Raw genomic sequence first — 17409 nt, 5'->3', positions numbered from 1 at the left:
TGATGTCGCCCTCCTCTTCCACCGCCCGCCTGTTGCGCGGCGAATTCGCCGGCTACCTGGTGCTGGCCGTGGCGCTCCTTGTCGTCATGCCGCTGGCGCTCGACGTGTTCCGGCTCAACCTGATCGGCAAGTACCTGAGCTACGCCTTCGTCGCCATAGGCCTGGTCATGCTGTGGGGCTACGGCGGCGTGCTGAGCCTTGGCCAGGGCGTGTTCTTCGGCCTGGGCGGCTACGCCATGGCGATGTTCCTCAAGCTCGAAGCGTCCGACGCGAAGAGTACCGCGATCCAGTCCACGCCCGGCATCCCCGACTTCATGGACTGGAACCAGCTCACCGCGCTGCCGTGGTGGTGGGAGCCGTTCCGCCACCTGCCTTTTGCGCTGGCCGGCGTGATCGCGATTCCGGTGGCGCTGGCCTTTATCGTCAGCTTCGCCATGTTCCGCCGGCGCGTGGGCGGGGTGTACTTCGCGATCATCACGCAGGCGGTGGCGCTGATCCTCTCGGTGCTGATCATCGGCCAGCAGGGCTATACCGGCGGCGTCAACGGCATCACCGACCTCAAGACCATGCTGGGCTGGGACATCCGCAGCGACAGCGCCAAGGTGATCCTGTACTTCGCCAACGTGGCGTTGCTGTTCGGCGCCATCGCCATGTGCCGCGGGATCCAGCGCAGCAAGCTCGGCGTGCTGTTGCTGGCGATGCGCGACAAGGAAGACCGCGTGCGCTTCTCCGGCTACGACGTGGCCATGTTCAAGGTCTTCGTGTTCTGCCTGGCCGCCGCGCTGTCGGCGGTGGGCGGTGCGCTGTTCACGCTGCAGGTGGGCTTTATGTCGCCGTCCTTCGTCGGCATCGTGCCCTCCATCGAAATGGTGATCTTTGCCGCCGTGGGCGGGCGCATGAGCCTGGTGGGCGCGGTGTGGGGCACGCTGCTGGTCAATTTCGGCAAGACGTATTTCTCCGAGAGCTTTCCCGACCTGTGGCTGTTCCTGATGGCGGCGCTGTTCATCGGCGTGGTGGTGGCCTTTCCCGACGGGCTGGCCGGCCTCTACAGCAAGTACATGTCGCGCCGCCGGGCCATCGGAAGCCCGTCCGAACCCGCCGACCCCGCTACGGAGGCGACTTCGCCCGCAGTACCGACGCCGCCCGCCGAAGGGATTCCCGGCCGTACCGCCTGAAGCCATCCGTCCAAAGCGAGGAAGACGCCATGAGCAATACCGATTTCATGCTGGCGGTGGAAGACCTGACCGTTTCCTTTGACGGCTTCCGGGCCATCGACAAGCTCACGCTGTATGTCGATCGCGACGAGCTGCGCGTGATCATCGGCCCCAACGGGGCCGGCAAGACCACGCTGCTCGATCTCGTGTGCGGCAAGACCCGCGCCACCGGCGGCAGCATCAAGTTCCGCAACCGCGAGATGACCGGCCTGCCCGAATACCAGATCGTGCGCGCCGGGGTGGGCCGCAAGTTCCAGACTCCTTCGATCTACGAGAACCTCAGCGTGTTCCAGAACCTCGCCGTTTCGTTCCCGCGCGGCCGTGGCGTGCTGGGCGCGCTCACGTTCCGCACCACGCCCGAGGTGCGCCAGCGCGTGGCCGGCGTGGCAGCCGAGATCGGCCTGGCCGATGCGCTGGAGCGCGAGGCCGCGCAACTTTCGCACGGGCAGAAGCAATGGCTGGAGATCGGCATGCTGCTGATGCAGGAGCCACAACTGCTGATGCTCGACGAGCCCATCGCCGGCATGAGCGTGCGCGAGCGCGAACAGACCGCGGAGCTGCTCAAGCGCATCAGCCGCGGCCGCGCGGTGATCGTGATCGAGCACGACATGGATTTCGTCAAGCGCATCGCCGACAAGGTCACGGTGATGCACCAGGGCAAGATCCTCGCCGAAGGCTCGATGGAGCAGGTGCAGAGCGATCCGCGCGTGATCGACGTTTATCTTGGCCACTGAGCCCAGGGAGACCAGCATGCTCACAGTCGACAACGTGGTCGTGAACTACGGACAAAGCGAAGCGCTGCACGGCGTGTCGTTCGCCGCCGCGCAAGGCGAGACGGTAGCCATCATGGGCCGCAACGGCATGGGAAAGACCACGCTGTTCAAGGCCATGATCGGCATGTTGCCGGTGCGCTCCGGACAGGTCTGCGTGGACGGGCGCGACGTCGCGCAGGACGAAAGCTACAGGCGCGTGCGCGCGGGCCTGGCCTATGTGCCGCAGGGCCGCATGATCTTCTCCCACCTCACGGTGGAAGAGAACATCCTGACCGGCATGGAGCAAGGCAAGAGCCGCCGCATCCCCGAGGAAATCTTCGCCATGTTCCCGGTGCTGTTCGAGATGCGCCGGCGCAAGGGCGGCAACCTCTCCGGGGGGCAGCAGCAGCAACTGGCGATAGCGCGCGCACTGGTGGCCAATCCCAAGGTGCTGCTGCTGGACGAACCCACCGAGGGCATCCAGCCATCGATCATCAAGGACATCGCACGCGCGCTCAACGAGATCCGCCGCACGCGCGATATCACCATCGTCTTCTCCGAGCAGGTGCTCAGCTTCGCGCTCGATGTAGCGGACCGCCTGCTGGTGATCGAAGGCGGCCGCTTCGTGCACGAGACCCAGCGCAACGGCACCGACGTCGAGCGCATCCGGCAACTGCTTTCGGTCTAGCCGGCAGCGCTTTTTTCAATTCCTTCCACGATTTCTTCACGCCCAACACCCACCAGGAGGCATGTCATGACGGACACCCTGATCAAGGTCGATCTGGCCGAATCCCCGTACGAGAATCCCAACGTCCACAACCGCTGGCACACGGACATCCCGATGGCCGCATGGGTCAAGCCCGGCGACGACTTCATCCTGGAAACCTACGACTGGACCGGCGGCTTCATCAAGAACAACGACTCCGCCGACGACGTGCGCGACATCGACCTGTCCATCGTTCACTTCCTGAGCGGCCCCGTCGGCGTGGAAGGCGCCGAGCCCGGCGACCTGCTGGTGGTGGACCTGCTCGACATCGGTGCCAAGGCGGAGAGCCAGTGGGGCTTCAATGGTTTCTTCTCCAAGCAAAACGGCGGCGGCTTCCTGACCGACCACTTCCCGCTCGCGCAGAAATCCATCTGGGATTTCCACGGTCTCTACACGTCGTCGCGCCATATACCCGGCGTCAACTTCGCCGGCCTGATCCACCCTGGGCTGATCGGCTGCATGCCGGACAAATCGCTGCTGGAGACCTGGAACAAGCGCGAGATCGACTTCATCGCCACCGACCCCGATCGCGTGCCGGCGCTGGCCAACCCGCCCTTCGCCGCCACGGCGCACATGGGCCGCCTGCAGGGCGATGCGCGCGACCAGGCCGCGGCGCACGGCGCACGCACCGTGCCGCCGCGCGAACATGGCGGCAACTGCGACATCAAGGATCTCTCGCGCGGCGCCAAGGTGTATTTCCCCGTCTATGTCGACGGCGCGGGCCTGTCGGTGGGCGACCTGCACTTCTCGCAAGGCGATGGCGAAATCACCTTCTGCGGCGCCATCGAAATGGCCGGCTGGGTGCATATGCGCGTGTCCCTGATCAAGGGCGGCATGGCCAAGTACGGCATCAGGAATCCCATCTTCAAGCCCAGCCCGATCACGCCGAACTACAACGACTACCTGATCTTCGAAGGCATCTCGGTGGACGAGGCCGGCCAGCAGCATTACCTGGATGTGCATGTGGCTTACCGCCAGGCCTGCCTGAACGCCATCGAGTACATGACCAGGTTCGGCTACTCGCGGGCGCAGGCGTACTCGATCCTGGGCACGGCGCCGGTGCAGGGGCATATCAGCGGCGTGGTCGATGTTCCCAATGCCTGCGCCACGCTGTGGCTGCCGACGCAGATCTTCGATTTCGATATCCGGCCGAGCGCGCAGGGGCCCGTGAAGCACATCACGGGCGATGTGGATCTGCCGATTTCGCAGGACGTTTGACGGCCCTGCCGGGCGCGCCCTCGCACCACGGCGCGCCCGGGCCCATTCGAGACACGGAGACTGCCAGATGCCAACCTACGATTACCGCTGCCCGGGCTGCGGCGATTTCGCTGCCATGCGTCCCATCGCGCGACGCGACGAGCCATGCGCCTGCCCCGCCTGCGGCGGCTTCGCCGACCGCGCCCTGGTTGCCGCGCCATCGCTGGCCAGCATGCCGGCGGCATCGCGCCGGGCGCATGCCATCAACGAGCGCAGCGCCGCCGCGCCGCGCGAATCGGCGCGCGGCGGGCATGGGCCGGGTTGTGGTTGCTGCGGGAGCAAGGTGACGCTGGCCGGGGCGCCCGGCGCGGCGGCGAATGCGCCGAAAGGAAATCCGGCCGGGCGGCCCTGGATGATCAGCCACTAGGCATGCTTTGGCTGCGGGCTGCTAACGCGTGATGGCGAGCGGTCCCGCCGACGCGCTGGCGCAGGCTTGCCTCGGCGGCCACTAGGCCATCCGGCGGGCGTCCCGGCACAAGGCGAATCAGCCTGCTGGCTGCGCCTCGCCGTCGAACAGATGCAGGAAGCGATCGAGGATCAACAAGTGGTCCTCGAACATCTGCTCCTCCAGCCCCAGCAGTTCCTGCTGCGGCACCCAGCGCACCGCGGCCGCGTCGTCGGCCGCGGCCACCACGGGCAGCGCATCGAGCGGCAGGTCGAAGAAGAAGGCGTGGGTCAGCGTGCGTCCGCGCAGGCTGCGCTCGGGATGATCGAACAGCGCCTGGGCGCGGCACGATTGCTGCAACGCCGCCTTCGGCAAGCCGAAGCGCGTTTCCTCGTCGAGTTCGCGCAGGACCGCATCGGCCACGCGTTCGTGCTGATCGAGAAAGCCGCCGGGCAGCGCCCATGCGCCGCGGCCCGGCTGTCCGCCACGGCGGATCAGCAGCACCTGGCCACAGCAGCGCACCACGGCATCCACGGTCACGAACACCGGCGGATAGGGCGCGGCCGCCCACCGCTTCTTGTGGTCCTGCAGGAAGCGATACTCCGCCAGCAACGTCGCGAAGGCCCCGCCCGCGGCAAACTCGCGCAGGAAGGCGGCAACCGGCGGCGGCAGTACATGCACCAGCTCGCCCAGTTCGCCCTGCTGCTCGAACCACTGCTGGCGCACGTCGGCCGCATTGAGCTGTCCGAAGCTTGGCTGCGGCACCAGGCCCCAGCCGGGAAAGTCATTGAGATAACCCGAAGACGCGTCCTTGACATGCCAGAACAGGCCGACGCGCGGGGCATCTTGCGCAGCCGCCGCCAATGCCGGCCGGGCATCCGGCACGGCGTCCACTGCCGCGCGCACCGCAGCCGTCCAGCGCACGCTCTCGCAATAGTCCCGCACCGCCACGAAGCGCAGATCGGCAACACGCGCGGCATCCCATCCGGCCACCGCGCCCTCGATCATCTGGCGGCGCTCGCCGGCGGTGAACGGACTTTTCACGGTACGGGCCCCGCCCGCCGAACCCAGCACCACGATCACCGTGCGGGCCTGTGCCAGCGCCTGGCGCAGCATGGCGAAATGGCCATTGTGGAAGGGCTCGAAACGACCGATACAGACCAGGTATCCGAAAGGATCGGGGCTTGTCTGCTTTGTCTGGTTTGTCTGGCTCGTCTGGTTCATCGGTACGTCATGCAGGTCATTTCAGTTCGCAGCACATGCACAGCGGCAACGTCCCCTCCTGGCGCCGGAACTCGCGCGAGGCGCGCACTTCCGGCGCCAGGCGATCCGCCGAGATCAGCGAGAACCCGTAGCGGGCAAAGTAGCTGGGGCAAGTGGCGCTCAGCAGCACGGCGCGCGTACAGCCGTTGGCGCGCGCGCGCATCAGCACGGCGGAAACCATATGGGAAGCGATGCCATGATCGCGATAGGGCGGCAGCACGGCGACCGAACGCATGACAATGGTTTCCCCATAGCCTTCGGCGGCGGCGCAACCGACGATCACGCCGTCGAGCAGGGCAATATGGAACAACGCCAGCGAGGGATCGAGATCGTCGCTGGCGAGGCCACAGGTTTCAAGGACTTCCGCGATTGCCGGCCAATCGGCCGATTGTGCGACGCGGAGACGCAGATCTCTTGTCATTGCATTTATCTCCCCGCCACGCACGATGGCGGAGGTTGTCATGGGTGGACTGCGTTGACTTCACACTACATGATTCGGGCGACATGTTCCAGCCGGGAAAAACGGCATAACTCGTATCTGATTCGCCGGATGCGACGCTCGTTTGTGTGCGTCATGCCGGGCGAGACAGGGGGAGCGGATCCTGAGCCGGCGCGCGGAGGTTGCGCTTCTGCGCGCGCGGCATGGATGCCTGAAGGGACTTCCGCGGGTTTTGGGAATGCATCCGGCGAGTCCGACCGGACCGTCGGCAATCGCCTTCCGGTGGAACCTGATACCACCAGAAAAAACAAAAGCCCTGAAAAATCAGGGCCTTGCTGGAGGCGGGGGAACGGAATCGAACCGCCGTGTACGGCTTTGCAGACCGTAGCATAACCACTCTGCCACCCCGCCGCTGCCGGGAGGCCTCGATTGGCATCCGCTACAGTGCGGGGCGCAGTGTAGCCGGAAATAAAAAACTCTGCACGGCACCCGGCCGGCTTTCAGCGCGAGAGAATCGACATGGTGATTCGCGAGACGCACACCGTCTTGCCTTCGTCGTTGCGAATGTCGATGGCCCACACATGGGTGGTGCGGCCGATATGGACCGGCGTGGCGGTGCCGGTCACATAGCCGGTTCGCGCCGCGCGCACATGGTTCGCATTGATATCGAGCCCTACGCAGTATTGCGTTGCGCTATCCAGGCACAGGCTGGCGGCGCAACTGCCCAGCGTCTCGGCCAGCAGCACCGAAGCCCCGCCATGCAGGATGCCGTGCGGCTGCACGGTGCGGCGGTCCACCGGCATGCGCGCACTGAGCGACGCCTCGCCGATCTCAGTGAACTCGATACCCAGTTGCTCGACGGCGGTGTCCTTGTGACGGGCCTGGAGGTCTTTCAGGGACGGGGTCGATTTCCACAGCATGCACGGTCTCCGATGTTGTTTATCCCGCATTCTAAGGCACCAGTCCCCCGGGGGTTCACGTGGCCCGTCTTGCCCGGAAAACCCGGGCCCGGCGGGTTGCGGCCGGCGCGGCGCCGGCCACGGCGACGCGATCTCCATTTCCCCAGCGCATTTGAGACAATGCGCCGTCGCGGTTAAGCGTTAAACTGACATGCGTTGTATGGTCAACATGCACTTAAAATCACTTTAAAGCCAGGGACGGCCGCGCACGTGACAAAGACCAATGCCCGGCATAGCGGCACCAAGCTTGCGCCGGCGGCGTTTAATTATCGGGATTCTCAATCCAGCCTGGATTTCAACAAGAGCTCCATGACGTCGTTTACGTATGATGCTGTGCTAGCGGACGAGCCTCCTGGATGGCCGGCATCCGACCGGAGCACGCCCTCGTCGGCCGATGTATCGGCGCGCGACGCCTGGGCGCTGCTCGAAGCCTCAGGCGGACTTGCCCTGCAAATCGATGTCACGGGCAACATCGTGCTGGCAACGGAAGCATCGGCTCAGTTGCTGGCCTATCCCCGCGAATACCTGCTCAAGTCCTCGATACTGGATGTGGTCTCGTTCGAACAACGCGAACAGCTTGCCGATCTGCTCCTGGCCTGCGAACAAGAGGGTTCCTTGCAGCGCGGCCGGATCCGGTTCTCCGGCGGGGTGGGCGAAAGCCGATGGCTGGACCTCCGGGTCTGCCGGTACGCAAATGAAGACGGCAGCGTTTGTCTGTTGTTGTTTGGCTACGACGTTACCCACTGGGTTGACAATGAACAGCGGCTTATCGAGGCATCCTTTCGCGACCCATTGACCGGCGTGGGCAACCGCGCATTCCTGCGCGAGCGCATTTCCGCTTACTTTGCCGAAGACGGAACAGGAAAGACGCCGTTTGCGGTCGCCTTGATGGACCTCGATGGGTTCAAGAAGGTGAATGACTCGCTGGGCCATGAATTTGGCGATGCCTTGCTAAAGCAAGTCAGCGTGCGGCTGCTGGACGCCGTTCGTCCCAAGGATGTGGTCGCGCGGCTGGGCGGCGACGAGTTTGTGCTGCTATTGGACGGGATCGCAGCGGAAGCGGCGGCCATTGGCCTGGTCGAAAGAGTGATACATGCCTGCAGGCAGCCCTTTCATCTCGCAGGCTGCCAGATCCGTGTCACCACTAGCCTCGGACTGACCTTCGGCACGCACGCCCATCAGTCCGAGTCGCAACTGCTCAAGCGCGCTGACCTCGCCATGTATGACGCAAAGGCGCAGGGAAAGAACCGCTATTGCGTCTACACGCCGGAGCTTGAGCATCGCCTGGATGAACAATTCCGGATAGAGCAGGGCATGTTCGAGGCCGTCCAGAACGGCGAGTTCCTTCTCCACTATCAGCCCATCGTGTGGCCCGGTTCAGGCGAGGTCTGCGCAGTCGAGGCGCTGATGCGATGGGAGCACCCGACGGGGCCAGTCCCCCCGAGCGTGTTTATCCCGGTTGCGGAGCATAACGGCCTCATCAACCACCTTGGGGCATGGGCCCTTCGTTGCGCCTGCGCGCAGCTGGCAAGCTGGGATGCGCTGGGCCTGCATGTGGGATATATATCCGTCAACGTCTCGCCTGTTCAGTTCAGGCACCCGGGATTCGCGGATAGCGTCAGAAGGGCGATCAAGGACGCCGGCATCAGTTCGCACCGGCTGGTCCTGGAGATCACGGAAGGCGCACTGATGACCGACCCCGAAGCGGCGCAGGACTTGCTGATGGAACTGCGCGCCCTGGGAGTCCGGTTCGCGGTGGACGACTTCGGGACGGGCTATTCCAGCTTGTCTTACCTCCGCCGCTTCCCGCTCTCGGCTTTGAAGATCGACAGGAGCTTCGTCGCGGACATGATGGACTCGCCGCACGCCAGGACCATTGTGTTTGCCGTGTTGTCCCTGGCGCGGGAACTCGGGCTGGTCGCCATCGCGGAAGGCGTGGAATCAAAGGAGCAAAGCCTGTTGCTGGCCGAACAAGGGTGTGAACTGGTGCAGGGGTGGCGCTACGCAAAGGCAATGAACCCGATCCAGTTCGTGAATCAAACGCAAAGCGGAAAGCTGCGCCTTGGCAGTTCGCAAGTATTCTCGAAGTAGACGCCGCTATGCAAAACAAGCAGTTCTTCGATGCGCTATGGAACCGGATGGCCCAGCAAGGGGATTTCCCCACGCTACAGTTCTGCATCGACAACGTATTCAAGACGCTGAGCAGCGACATCAGCGTCGGCGAGATGGCCGCTGCCGTGCTCTCCGACTTCAGCCTGTCGCAAAAGGTCATTCGCCTGGCCAACTCCGCCATGTACCGCTCTTTCGGGGGCGAGGTCACGACGGTGTCGCGCGCCATCCTGGTCCTGGGCGTCGACGCGATTAGCCATCTCACGCTGGGGGTCCAGTTGCTGGACTATTTCTCCGGCGTGGCAATCAACCGCCCCCAGGCCTCCCACGAACTCAAGCAGGCCCTGATCGCCGGCGAACTCACGCGCTCGCTTAGCAACGCGCAAGGCATCGGACAGGCCGAGGAGGCCGTCGTTTGCACGCTGATGCACCACATGAGCCGCCTTCTCCTCATCTTCTACTTTCCTGAAGAGTGGGAACAGATCCGGGCCTTGTGCGAGGGAGATGCCATGCAGGAAAGCGAAGCCTGCCAGCGAGTCCTTGACGTGACCCTGGAGGATATCGCGCAGGCAGCTGCCATGAAATGGCGCCTGCCCGCCGTGATCGCGAACTCGATGCTGCGCAAGCGCTTCGATGCGGATTCCGTACTGGAATCCCATGCCGACTGGCTGGGCGCCATCGCCGACGTTTCCGCCCGGGGCGCTGCAATGCTCGCCAGCGATGCGCCCGAGGCAGCCGTCCAGGCCTTGCTCCTGACTCATGCGCAGGCGCTGGGCCTGCAAACCGCCGCGGTCGAAGGCGCGGTGAAGCAGGCCCTGGCATTGAACGTGTCCATGGCACATGCGGAGTCCCCGGATACAGACCATGCGGGCGATGCGAACCCTCCCCGGAACGCAGGCAAGCCCAAGGATGCGCTCAAGCGGCTTCAGCAGAGTCTCCTTGAGATACAACGCGAGGGCAGCGGACTGCCGGTATCCGAACTGGCTCCGCTGGTGCTCGAATCGGCCATGCGGGCGCTGAATTTCTCGCACTGTTTTCTCATGCTGCTCAATCCGATGGCGAAACGCTTTGGGGCGCGCGTCGGATTTGGCGAAGGCATGCGCGAGAAGATGGAGGCGCTATCGTTTGAAGAGGGATTTGTCCCCGATATCTTTCACTTCGCGGCCATCGCGCACAAGCCGCTGCTCTTTGAAGACTCCTTCGACAAGGAATTGGCACACCGCGTCCCGCGCTGGTATCGCGAGCAGATGCCCGATGCCAGGTCCATCCTGGTGGCGCCCGTGATGATCAAGAACCGCTGTGTCGCGATGATCTGCGGAGACTGGGGCACGACGATTTGCGCGGGCGGACTGTCCGACGGTGAAATGGAATCGTTCGATCTTCTGACGCGGGAAATCTCGTCGAGCTTTCTCCGCTCTGCCGAGCACCGGTAGCCCTGGAGGAAACGAATGCGCGCCACACTTGGCTTGGTTGCCGGGCACCTGAGACAAGCAAGCGCGACGAAGACCGCGCACGCGGGGCCAGACTGGTACGTCATTGAGAGAGCACGCGCAGCCAAACAGGCGGAGATGCGGCAGAAGGCTGGTGACCAGGCAGTCATGATGAAAGCCTGCCGGGAGATGATGGCGCCGCCCATGCCGATGCAGCCCAAATAGGCTGCGTCAGAGGCTCCGGCGGGACGAGGACGTCACGCCGGGGCGCCTCGGCGTGACGGAGGGAGGCCCGGTAACTGTGCGACAACCTGCCGCGGCAGGTCCATCCCAATCATGGCTGAACGCTGATACTATTCTTGTCAAAATAAGCAACAGTTCTCGTGCGCACGTCTCTTCGCCGGCTATGGCTTGCCGGGTTCCTCATCACCGCCTTCCTGACAGTGCAACTGGCAGCGGCGGCTTACGCCTGTACGGGAAGCCGTTATTCGCTTGAGCAGACGGACGATATGGCCGGCATGATGGAGTCGTGCCCGGAGATGGCGAAGAATGCCCAACAGGACACGGGGGCGCATGACGGACTTTGCCTTGAGCATTGCCAGCTTGGCTCAAAATCTGTCGACCATGCATCACCGCAAGTTCCGGCGTTTCTGCCCGTGCTGTTGAACGTGGTAGCGCCAACGCCGGCGCCCACGGTTGACCACTTTGCACTGGTGTACGGCGACGCCATTCCGCGCGCGCCACCGCCACGGCTCTCCATTCTCCACTGTTGTTATCGCACTTAGCCTCCTGAGCAACGCAATTCGGGTGCTGTCTCGCTAGACCGGGACAGCTGTCGTTGCTCCAGGAGGCTTTATGCTTTTCCCTCGTCGTTTGATGCAGGCGCTGCTTTGCGCGCCTGTGCTTGGCATGGCCGTGCCGCTGCCGGTGCACGGCCAGTCGGCACCCCCTCTTTCTATCGAAGAAGCCGTTGCGCTGGCCACCACGCGTGCCGGCAACGCCGAGACCTCTAACGGCGCCGTTGAAGCCGCCGTGCAAATGGCGGTCGCGGCCGGCCAGCTTCCGGACCCAGTCCTCAAGCTCGGGCTCAACAACGTCCCAGTAACCGGCCCCGACCAGTTCTCTCTTAGCAGGGACTCCATGACGCAGCGCTCTGTCAGCGTTGTTCAGGAGTTCACGCGCTCGGACAAGCGCAGAGCGCGCACGGAGCGCTATGAAGCGGAAGCCGCCGCCGCAGAGGCGCAGAGAGCCGTCGGTCTGGCCAATGTTCAGCGCAGCGTAGCCACCGCCTGGCTCGACCGCTGGTATGCCCAGCAAACGGACGTGCTGCTCGGCCACCACCGCCACCCCCTGGAACTCGAACGTCAGGCCGCCACGGCCGCCTATCGAAGCGGGCGTGGCACGCGAGCGGATGTGCTTGCGGCGGAGATGGAAATTCAGAGACTGCAGGACCGCCGTGACGAGAACCAAGCCGCCGTCGACGCGACCGGCGCGAATCTGGAGCGTTGGGTCGGCCAAGCCGCAAGTCGCCCACTTTCGGACCGGCCGAATCTCGTTGTTCCCCCGCGCCTGCAGCAGTTTGCGCAGACTGAACTGGATGCCCTGCCGGAGATGACGGCTTCCCAACGGCAAATCGCCTTGGCAGAAGCCGACATTCGGGCCGCCACTGAGAATAAGAAGCCGGATTTGACCGTCGAGTTGATGTACAGCCAGCGCGGCTCCGCCTTTTCCAATATGGGCTCTCTGAACATCAGCTTTCCCGTGCCTTGGGACCAGGGCAATCGACAGGACCGCGAAGTCGCTGCCAGGCTCGCACAAGCACAGGAAGCACGAGCCAAGTCGGAAGTCATCGCGCGCAATACCAGGGCCATGGTCGAGGCCAAGCTCGCCGAGTTGCAGCGCAATCTCGACCGGCTCAGACGCTACGACGAGAGAATCGTGCCGCTTGCGAACGCCAGGGCGGACGCAGCACTAACGGCATACCGGGCCAACACTGGGCCCCTGCTCGCGGTTGCCGAAGCGAACCACCGAGCCATCGACACGGCGCTCGAGCGGCTAACACTTGAAGCCAAAACGGCAAAGCTGTGGGCCGAATTGACCTTCCTCATCCCGCTTCCGACCGCACAAACCGAGCCTGCCGTGAAGGAGCCCAAATGAAGAAACAGGCCATTTCCGTCGCGGTGGGTGTCATCATCGCCGGGGGCGCACTCTATAGCGCCTATTACCTTGGTGTCACGCAAGGCGCGAAGTCCACCCAATCCCCGGCGCCGGCCGCGGCAGAGGCAGTCCACAAGGCCGGCGAGACGGAGCCGAAGACCGGAAAACGTGTTCTCTACTGGCACGACCCCATGGTTCCGGGCCAGCGCTTCGACAAACCGGGCAAGTCGCCGTTCATGGACATGCAACTCGTGCCCGTCTATGCGGACAGTGAAGCTAGTAGCAACGGCGTGACCGTGGACAGCCGTGTTGCACAGAATCTAGGCATTCGAACAACCGAGGTGAAGGCTGGCCGGCTGGGCGCCGTGCTGGAAGTGCCCGGCAACGTTGCTATCGATGAGCGCAGCGTCCAAGTTACCCAGGCGCGGACCAACGCCTTTGTGCAGCATGTCTCAGTCAGGGCAACGCTCGACACGGTCAAGCGTGGGCAACCGCTGGTGACGTTGTACTCCCCCGACTGGGTAGCAGCGCAGGAGGAATACCTTGCAGTGTCCCGTATGTCTTCAAGCGGCCAAGCCGACCTGCGTAGCGCAGCCAAGGCACGCATGCTCCAGGCTGGGATGACGCCCGGCCAAGTGAGCGCCGTCGAGTCCTCGGGGAAGCTGCAGCCCAATCTGGCGATAGTTAGCCCGGTGGACGGCATCGTGACCGAGGTTGGGGTCCGTGATGGCATGACCGTGGCGCCCGGCATGACTCTGTTCCGCCTGGCAGACCTGAGCCAGGTCTGGGTCATCGCGGAAGTACCGGAAGGGCAAAGCCACAGCATCGCGCCCGGCTTGCCCGTCAGCGTGTCGCCGACTGGTGCACCCGAGGCGCTCGTTGGCAAGATCGACACCGTCTTACCCGACGTGAATCCGGCCACCCGAACCATTAAGGTCCGCATCGTGTTGCCCAATAAGGGGCGGCAGTTGCTGCCCGGCATGTTCACGACGGTTCGATTCGATGCCGGCCAGGAGAAGGAAGCGCTGCTTATTCCGTCCGAAGCTGTCATCCGCACCGGGCAGCGGAACATTGTCATGGTCGATACCGGTAGGAATGGCTTTGTCGCGGCGGATATCAAGACTGGTCGAGAAGCCTCAGGCTTGGTGGAGGTATTGGACGGACTCAAAGCCGGCCAGAAGGTCGTCACCTCGGGACAATTCCTCATCGACTCAGAAGCCAGCCTGCGCGGCACCACCAATCGGATGGCCGAACCGGAAGGCGCATCTACCCCCGCCGTCCCGGCAGCGGAACATGAAGGCGTGGGCCGAATCGAGGCCATGAGCGCAGAGAGCCTCACCATCTCTCATGGGCCCATCGACTCTATAAATTGGGGAGCCATGACCATGGACTTCGCCGCGCCGCCCACCGGATTGCCGAAGGGGTTCAAGCAAGGCGACCGTGTCCGGTTCCGGTTCCACATGAACAGCGATGGCGAGCCGGTGCTGTCTTCGGTGCAGCCCGCAACAGCAGGTGCTCCAGGAGCCAAGCCATGATTGCGAACCTCATCCACTGGTCAATCCGGAATCGGTTCCTGGTGCTCCTGGCCACCGTCATCCTGACGGCCTGGGGCATCTGGGCCGCACGCAGCACGCCGCTGGACGCCTTGCCGGACCTCTCCGATGTCCAGGTCATCATCCGCACCACCTACCCTGGCCAGGCTCCGCAAATCGTTGAGAACCAGGTCACCTATCCGCTGACGACCACCATGTTGTCAGTGCCGGGGGCCAAGACGGTGCGGGGCTACACATTCTTTGGGGATTCCTTCGTCTACGTGCTGTTCGAGGATGGCACCGACTTGTATTGGGCCCGGTCCCGCGTACTGGAGTACCTGAACCAGGTCCAGTCACGCCTCCCTGCCGGCGCCAAGCCTGCGCTCGGACCCGATGCTACCGGAGTGGGCTGGGTCTATGAGTACTCGCTAGTCGACAAAACCGGACAGCACGACCTCGCGCAACTTCGGGCGCTACAGGATTGGTTCCTGCGCTTCGAGCTGAAATCACTGCCCAATGTCGCCGAGGTGGCGTCCATCGGCGGCATGGTGAAGCAGTACCAGGTCGTGTTGATGCCAGACAAGCTACGCGCCTACAACATTTCACAGGGCAAGGTCCTGGAAGCGCTGAAGGGTGCCAACCAGGAAACTGGCGGCTCCGTGCTGGAGCTCGGCGAAGCCGAGTACATAGTCCGTGCCTCGGGATACCTGAAGACGCTGGACGATTTCCGGCACATACCTCTCAATGTGAACAATGCCGGCATCCCCGTGCGGCTTGGGGAGGTGGCGACCATTCAGCTCGGCCCGGAAATGCGGCGCGGCATCGCCGAACTGGACGGCCAGGGTGAGGTCGCCGGCGGTGTCATCGTGATGCGCTCCGGCAAGAATGCCCTCGAAACCATCGAAGCAGTCAAAGCGAAGCTCGAAGCACTGAAGAAGAGCCTGCCTCCGGGCGTGGAGATTGTGCCGACCTACGACCGGTCCAGCTTGATCAATCGAGCAGTCGAGAATCTTTCGCACAAATTGCTGGAAGAGTTCATCGTAGTGGCCGTGGTCTGCCTGGTGTTCCTGTTCCACTTGCGGTCCGCGCTGGTCGCCATTGTTTCCCTACCTCTTGGCGTGCTCGCTGCCTTCCTGCTGATGCGCTATCAAGGCGTGAACGCCAACATCATGTCGCTGGGTGGCATCGCCATTGCCATCGGCGCGATGGTCGACGCAGCCGTGGTGATGATTGAGAACGCGCATAAACACATAGAGCACTGGCATCAGGAAAATCCTGACCGACATCTTCGTGGCGACGAGCAGTGGCACGTGATTGGGGAATCAGCGGCCGAAGTGGGGCCTGCGCTCTTCTTCTCTCTGCTCATCATCACGCTCTCGTTCATTCCTGTTTTTACACTGGAAGCACAAGAGGGGCGTTTGTTCTCGCCTTTGGCCTTTACGAAGACCTACTCGATGGCGGCTGCGGCAGGCCTGGCAGTGACGCTGATTCCCGTCCTGATGGGCTATCTCATTCGCGGCAGGATTCCTTCGGAGCAGTCGAATCCGCTCAATCGCTTTCTCATCCGGCTTTACCAACCCGTGCTAGCGCTGGTCCTGCGCTTCCCGAAAAGCACCGTGGCAATTGGTGCCTTATTGCTGGTGGCGACCGCATGGCCCATCATGAGAGTGGGCGGTGAGTTCATGCCCCCCCTGGACGAGGGTGACCTGCTGTACATGCCATCTGCGCTGCCTGGGCTGTCGGCCGGCAAGGCTGCGCAACTGCTCCAGCAAACCGACCGCCTCATCAAGACGGTTCCTGAGGTAGCGACCGTCTTCGGCAAGGCCGGACGGGCCGACTCTGCCACCGACCCGGCACCGATGGAGATGTTCGAGACCACTATCCAGTTCAAGCCACGCGACCAGTGGCGCGCCGGCATGACGCCAGACAAGCTGGTGGAGGAACTCGACAAGACCGTCAACGTGCCGGGTCTGTCCAACATCTGGGTGCCGCCGATTCGCAACCGCATCGACATGCTGGCCACCGGCATCAAGAGTCCGGTGGGCATAAAGGTAGCTGGCACCGAATTAAAGGAAATCGACAAACTGGCCAGTCAGATAGAGCAAGCCGTCAAGTCGGTACCAGGCGTCACCTCGGCGCTAGCCGAGCGGCTTACCGGCGGGCGTTATGTCGACGTCGACATCGACCGCGCGGCAGCCGGCCGCTATGGGCTCAATATCGAGCATGTGCAGAGCATTGTGTCATCCGCTATTGGCGGTGAGAGCGTCGGCGAGGTGGTGGACGGCCTGGCACGCTTCCCCATCAATGTTCGATACCCACGAGACTACCGCGACTCCGTCGAGCAACTGCGCATGCTGCCCATCGTAACCGACCAGGGACAGCAAATACTTTTGTCGGATGTTGCACGCATCCAGGTGACACAAGGGCCGCCGATGCTGCGCAGCGAGAACGCGAGGCTGGCCGGTTGGGTCTATGTCGACATCCGCGACCGTGACCTGCGCTCGGTGGTCCGGGAGATGCAATCCGTGGTAGCCAAAACTGTGCAACTGCCCGCCGGCTACTCCATCAGCTGGTCCGGACAGTTCGAATATCTGGAGCGTGCTACGCAAAAGCTGAAAGTGGTGGTGCCGTTCACCCTACTCATTATTTTCCTGCTGCTGTATGTCACCTTCGGGCTGTTCGATGAAGCCCTGCTCATCATGGCGACACTACCGTTCGCCCTGGTTGGGGGATTCTGGCTGCTGTACCTGCTCGGCCACAACCTGTCAGTAGCAAGCGTTGTAGGCTTCATTGCGCTGGCCGGCGTTGCGGCGGAATTCGGCGTCATCATGCTGCTCTATCTCAGGCAGTCCTGGCTCAAGAAGATAGAGGACGGCCATACCGACCAGTCCGCGCTGCTGGAAGCGATTCAGGAAGGCGCAGTTCTGCGGGTTCGGCCCAAGGCCATGACAGTAGCCGTCATTCTGGCGGGTCTGCTGCCCATCATGTGGACGGGTGGAACCGGCTCCGAAGTTATGCAACGTATCGCCGCCCCCATGGTCGGCGGTATGGTCACCGCTCCGTTGCTATCTCTGTTCGTTATTCCCGCCGTTTTCTTTCTGCTCCGTCGGCCGAGGACGAAGCAGGTATTTCCCCAACCTTGAAGT

General features: G+C 63.4%; 15 protein-coding genes and 1 tRNA gene. 12 read left to right on the top strand and 4 right to left on the bottom strand.

Features of this window, described 5'->3' with window-relative positions; all coding sequences use genetic code 11:
• The first annotated feature begins 2 nt into the window (after positions 1 to 2).
• The 5 genes from urtC (at position 3) to ACZY0R_RS38510 (ending at position 4356) form a co-directional block, all read left to right on the top strand.
• Positions 3 to 1175: an urea ABC transporter permease subunit UrtC gene (urtC, locus tag ACZY0R_RS38530; protein WP_488865969.1), complete on the top strand. Its 1173-nt coding sequence runs from the start codon at positions 3 to 5 to the stop codon at positions 1173 to 1175.
• Between the two features lie 29 nt (positions 1176 to 1204).
• Positions 1205 to 1948, top strand: coding sequence for an urea ABC transporter ATP-binding protein UrtD (gene urtD, locus ACZY0R_RS38525; protein WP_488865967.1), 744 nt, complete (start codon positions 1205 to 1207; stop codon positions 1946 to 1948).
• A gap of 16 nt (positions 1949 to 1964) precedes the next feature.
• Positions 1965 to 2654, top strand: coding sequence for an urea ABC transporter ATP-binding subunit UrtE (gene urtE, locus ACZY0R_RS38520; RefSeq protein ID WP_276287593.1), 690 nt, complete (start codon positions 1965 to 1967; stop codon positions 2652 to 2654).
• Between the two features lie 66 nt (positions 2655 to 2720).
• Positions 2721 to 3950: a formamidase gene (gene fmdA, locus ACZY0R_RS38515; protein ID WP_488865965.1), complete on the top strand. Its 1230-nt coding sequence runs from the start codon at positions 2721 to 2723 to the stop codon at positions 3948 to 3950.
• Between the two features lie 67 nt (positions 3951 to 4017).
• A complete protein-coding gene (locus ACZY0R_RS38510; RefSeq protein ID WP_035869953.1) occupies positions 4018 to 4356 on the top strand; it encodes an FmdB family zinc ribbon protein in 339 nt (112 codons plus the stop codon).
• A gap of 117 nt (positions 4357 to 4473) precedes the next feature.
• On the opposite strand, the gene ACZY0R_RS38505 is transcribed toward ACZY0R_RS38510, so the two are convergent.
• From ACZY0R_RS38505 to ACZY0R_RS38490, 4 genes are all read right to left on the bottom strand, one after another.
• The gene (locus tag ACZY0R_RS38505) at positions 4474 to 5598 is read right to left on the bottom strand and encodes a bifunctional nicotinamide-nucleotide adenylyltransferase/Nudix hydroxylase (RefSeq protein WP_488865962.1); all 1125 of its coding nucleotides are present in this window, start codon (positions 5596 to 5598) and stop codon (positions 4474 to 4476) included.
• A gap of 16 nt (positions 5599 to 5614) precedes the next feature.
• On the bottom strand, positions 5615 to 6058 hold the full coding sequence (locus ACZY0R_RS38500) for a GNAT family N-acetyltransferase (protein ID WP_488865960.1): 444 nt from the start codon (positions 6056 to 6058) through the stop codon (positions 5615 to 5617).
• 354 nt (positions 6059 to 6412) lie between these two features.
• Positions 6413 to 6487: transfer RNA gene (locus ACZY0R_RS38495), tRNA-Cys, on the bottom strand.
• 89 nt (positions 6488 to 6576) lie between these two features.
• On the bottom strand, positions 6577 to 6996 hold the full coding sequence (locus ACZY0R_RS38490) for a hotdog fold thioesterase (RefSeq protein WP_045236150.1): 420 nt from the start codon (positions 6994 to 6996) through the stop codon (positions 6577 to 6579).
• Positions 6997 to 7344: 348 nt separating this feature from the next.
• Here ACZY0R_RS38490 and ACZY0R_RS38485 point away from each other — a divergent pair, with 348 nt between their 5' ends.
• From ACZY0R_RS38485 to ACZY0R_RS38455, 7 genes are all read left to right on the top strand, one after another.
• A complete protein-coding gene (locus tag ACZY0R_RS38485) occupies positions 7345 to 9126 on the top strand; it encodes a putative bifunctional diguanylate cyclase/phosphodiesterase (RefSeq protein WP_488865958.1) in 1782 nt (593 codons plus the stop codon).
• 8 nt (positions 9127 to 9134) lie between these two features.
• On the top strand, positions 9135 to 10577 hold the full coding sequence (locus ACZY0R_RS38480; protein WP_488865956.1) for an HDOD domain-containing protein: 1443 nt from the start codon (positions 9135 to 9137) through the stop codon (positions 10575 to 10577).
• Positions 10578 to 10592: 15 nt separating this feature from the next.
• On the top strand, positions 10593 to 10799 hold the full coding sequence (locus ACZY0R_RS38475; protein WP_488865954.1) for a hypothetical protein: 207 nt from the start codon (positions 10593 to 10595) through the stop codon (positions 10797 to 10799).
• 158 nt (positions 10800 to 10957) lie between these two features.
• Positions 10958 to 11359: a copper resistance protein gene (locus ACZY0R_RS38470; protein WP_488865952.1), complete on the top strand. Its 402-nt coding sequence runs from the start codon at positions 10958 to 10960 to the stop codon at positions 11357 to 11359.
• Between the two features lie 70 nt (positions 11360 to 11429).
• Positions 11430 to 12731: a TolC family protein gene (locus tag ACZY0R_RS38465; RefSeq protein ID WP_488865950.1), complete on the top strand. Its 1302-nt coding sequence runs from the start codon at positions 11430 to 11432 to the stop codon at positions 12729 to 12731.
• Positions 12728 to 14266: an efflux RND transporter periplasmic adaptor subunit gene (locus ACZY0R_RS38460; RefSeq protein WP_488865948.1), complete on the top strand. Its 1539-nt coding sequence runs from the start codon at positions 12728 to 12730 to the stop codon at positions 14264 to 14266. The genes ACZY0R_RS38465 and ACZY0R_RS38460 overlap by 4 nt, the downstream gene beginning before the upstream one ends.
• Positions 14263 to 17406, top strand: coding sequence for an efflux RND transporter permease subunit (locus ACZY0R_RS38455; RefSeq protein ID WP_488865946.1), 3144 nt, complete (start codon positions 14263 to 14265; stop codon positions 17404 to 17406). The genes ACZY0R_RS38460 and ACZY0R_RS38455 overlap by 4 nt, the downstream gene beginning before the upstream one ends.
• The last annotated feature ends 3 nt before the right edge of the window (positions 17407 to 17409 follow it).

The sequence above is a fragment of the Cupriavidus sp. F041 genome, assembly GCF_057814235.1.
The sequence above is the reverse complement of the archived record's forward strand: the minus strand, read 5'-3'. Positions and strand labels throughout refer to the sequence as shown.

Coding starts and splice junctions, on each gene's coding strand:
- urtC (WP_488865969.1), top strand. CDS start 3: ATGTCGCCCTCCTCTTCCACCGCCCGCCTGTTGCGCGGCGAATTCGCC.
- urtD (WP_488865967.1), top strand. CDS start 1,205: ATGAGCAATACCGATTTCATGCTGGCGGTGGAAGACCTGACCGTTTCC.
- urtE (WP_276287593.1), top strand. CDS start 1,965: ATGCTCACAGTCGACAACGTGGTCGTGAACTACGGACAAAGCGAAGCG.
- fmdA (WP_488865965.1), top strand. CDS start 2,721: ATGACGGACACCCTGATCAAGGTCGATCTGGCCGAATCCCCGTACGAG.
- ACZY0R_RS38510 (WP_035869953.1), top strand. CDS start 4,018: ATGCCAACCTACGATTACCGCTGCCCGGGCTGCGGCGATTTCGCTGCC.
- ACZY0R_RS38505 (WP_488865962.1), bottom strand. CDS start 5,598: ATGAACCAGACGAGCCAGACAAACCAGACAAAGCAGACAAGCCCCGAT.
- ACZY0R_RS38500 (WP_488865960.1), bottom strand. CDS start 6,058: ATGACAAGAGATCTGCGTCTCCGCGTCGCACAATCGGCCGATTGGCCG.
- ACZY0R_RS38490 (WP_045236150.1), bottom strand. CDS start 6,996: ATGCTGTGGAAATCGACCCCGTCCCTGAAAGACCTCCAGGCCCGTCAC.
- ACZY0R_RS38485 (WP_488865958.1), top strand. CDS start 7,345: ATGACGTCGTTTACGTATGATGCTGTGCTAGCGGACGAGCCTCCTGGA.
- ACZY0R_RS38480 (WP_488865956.1), top strand. CDS start 9,135: ATGCAAAACAAGCAGTTCTTCGATGCGCTATGGAACCGGATGGCCCAG.
- ACZY0R_RS38475 (WP_488865954.1), top strand. CDS start 10,593: ATGCGCGCCACACTTGGCTTGGTTGCCGGGCACCTGAGACAAGCAAGC.
- ACZY0R_RS38465 (WP_488865950.1), top strand. CDS start 11,430: ATGCTTTTCCCTCGTCGTTTGATGCAGGCGCTGCTTTGCGCGCCTGTG.
- ACZY0R_RS38460 (WP_488865948.1), top strand. CDS start 12,728: ATGAAGAAACAGGCCATTTCCGTCGCGGTGGGTGTCATCATCGCCGGG.
- ACZY0R_RS38455 (WP_488865946.1), top strand. CDS start 14,263: ATGATTGCGAACCTCATCCACTGGTCAATCCGGAATCGGTTCCTGGTG.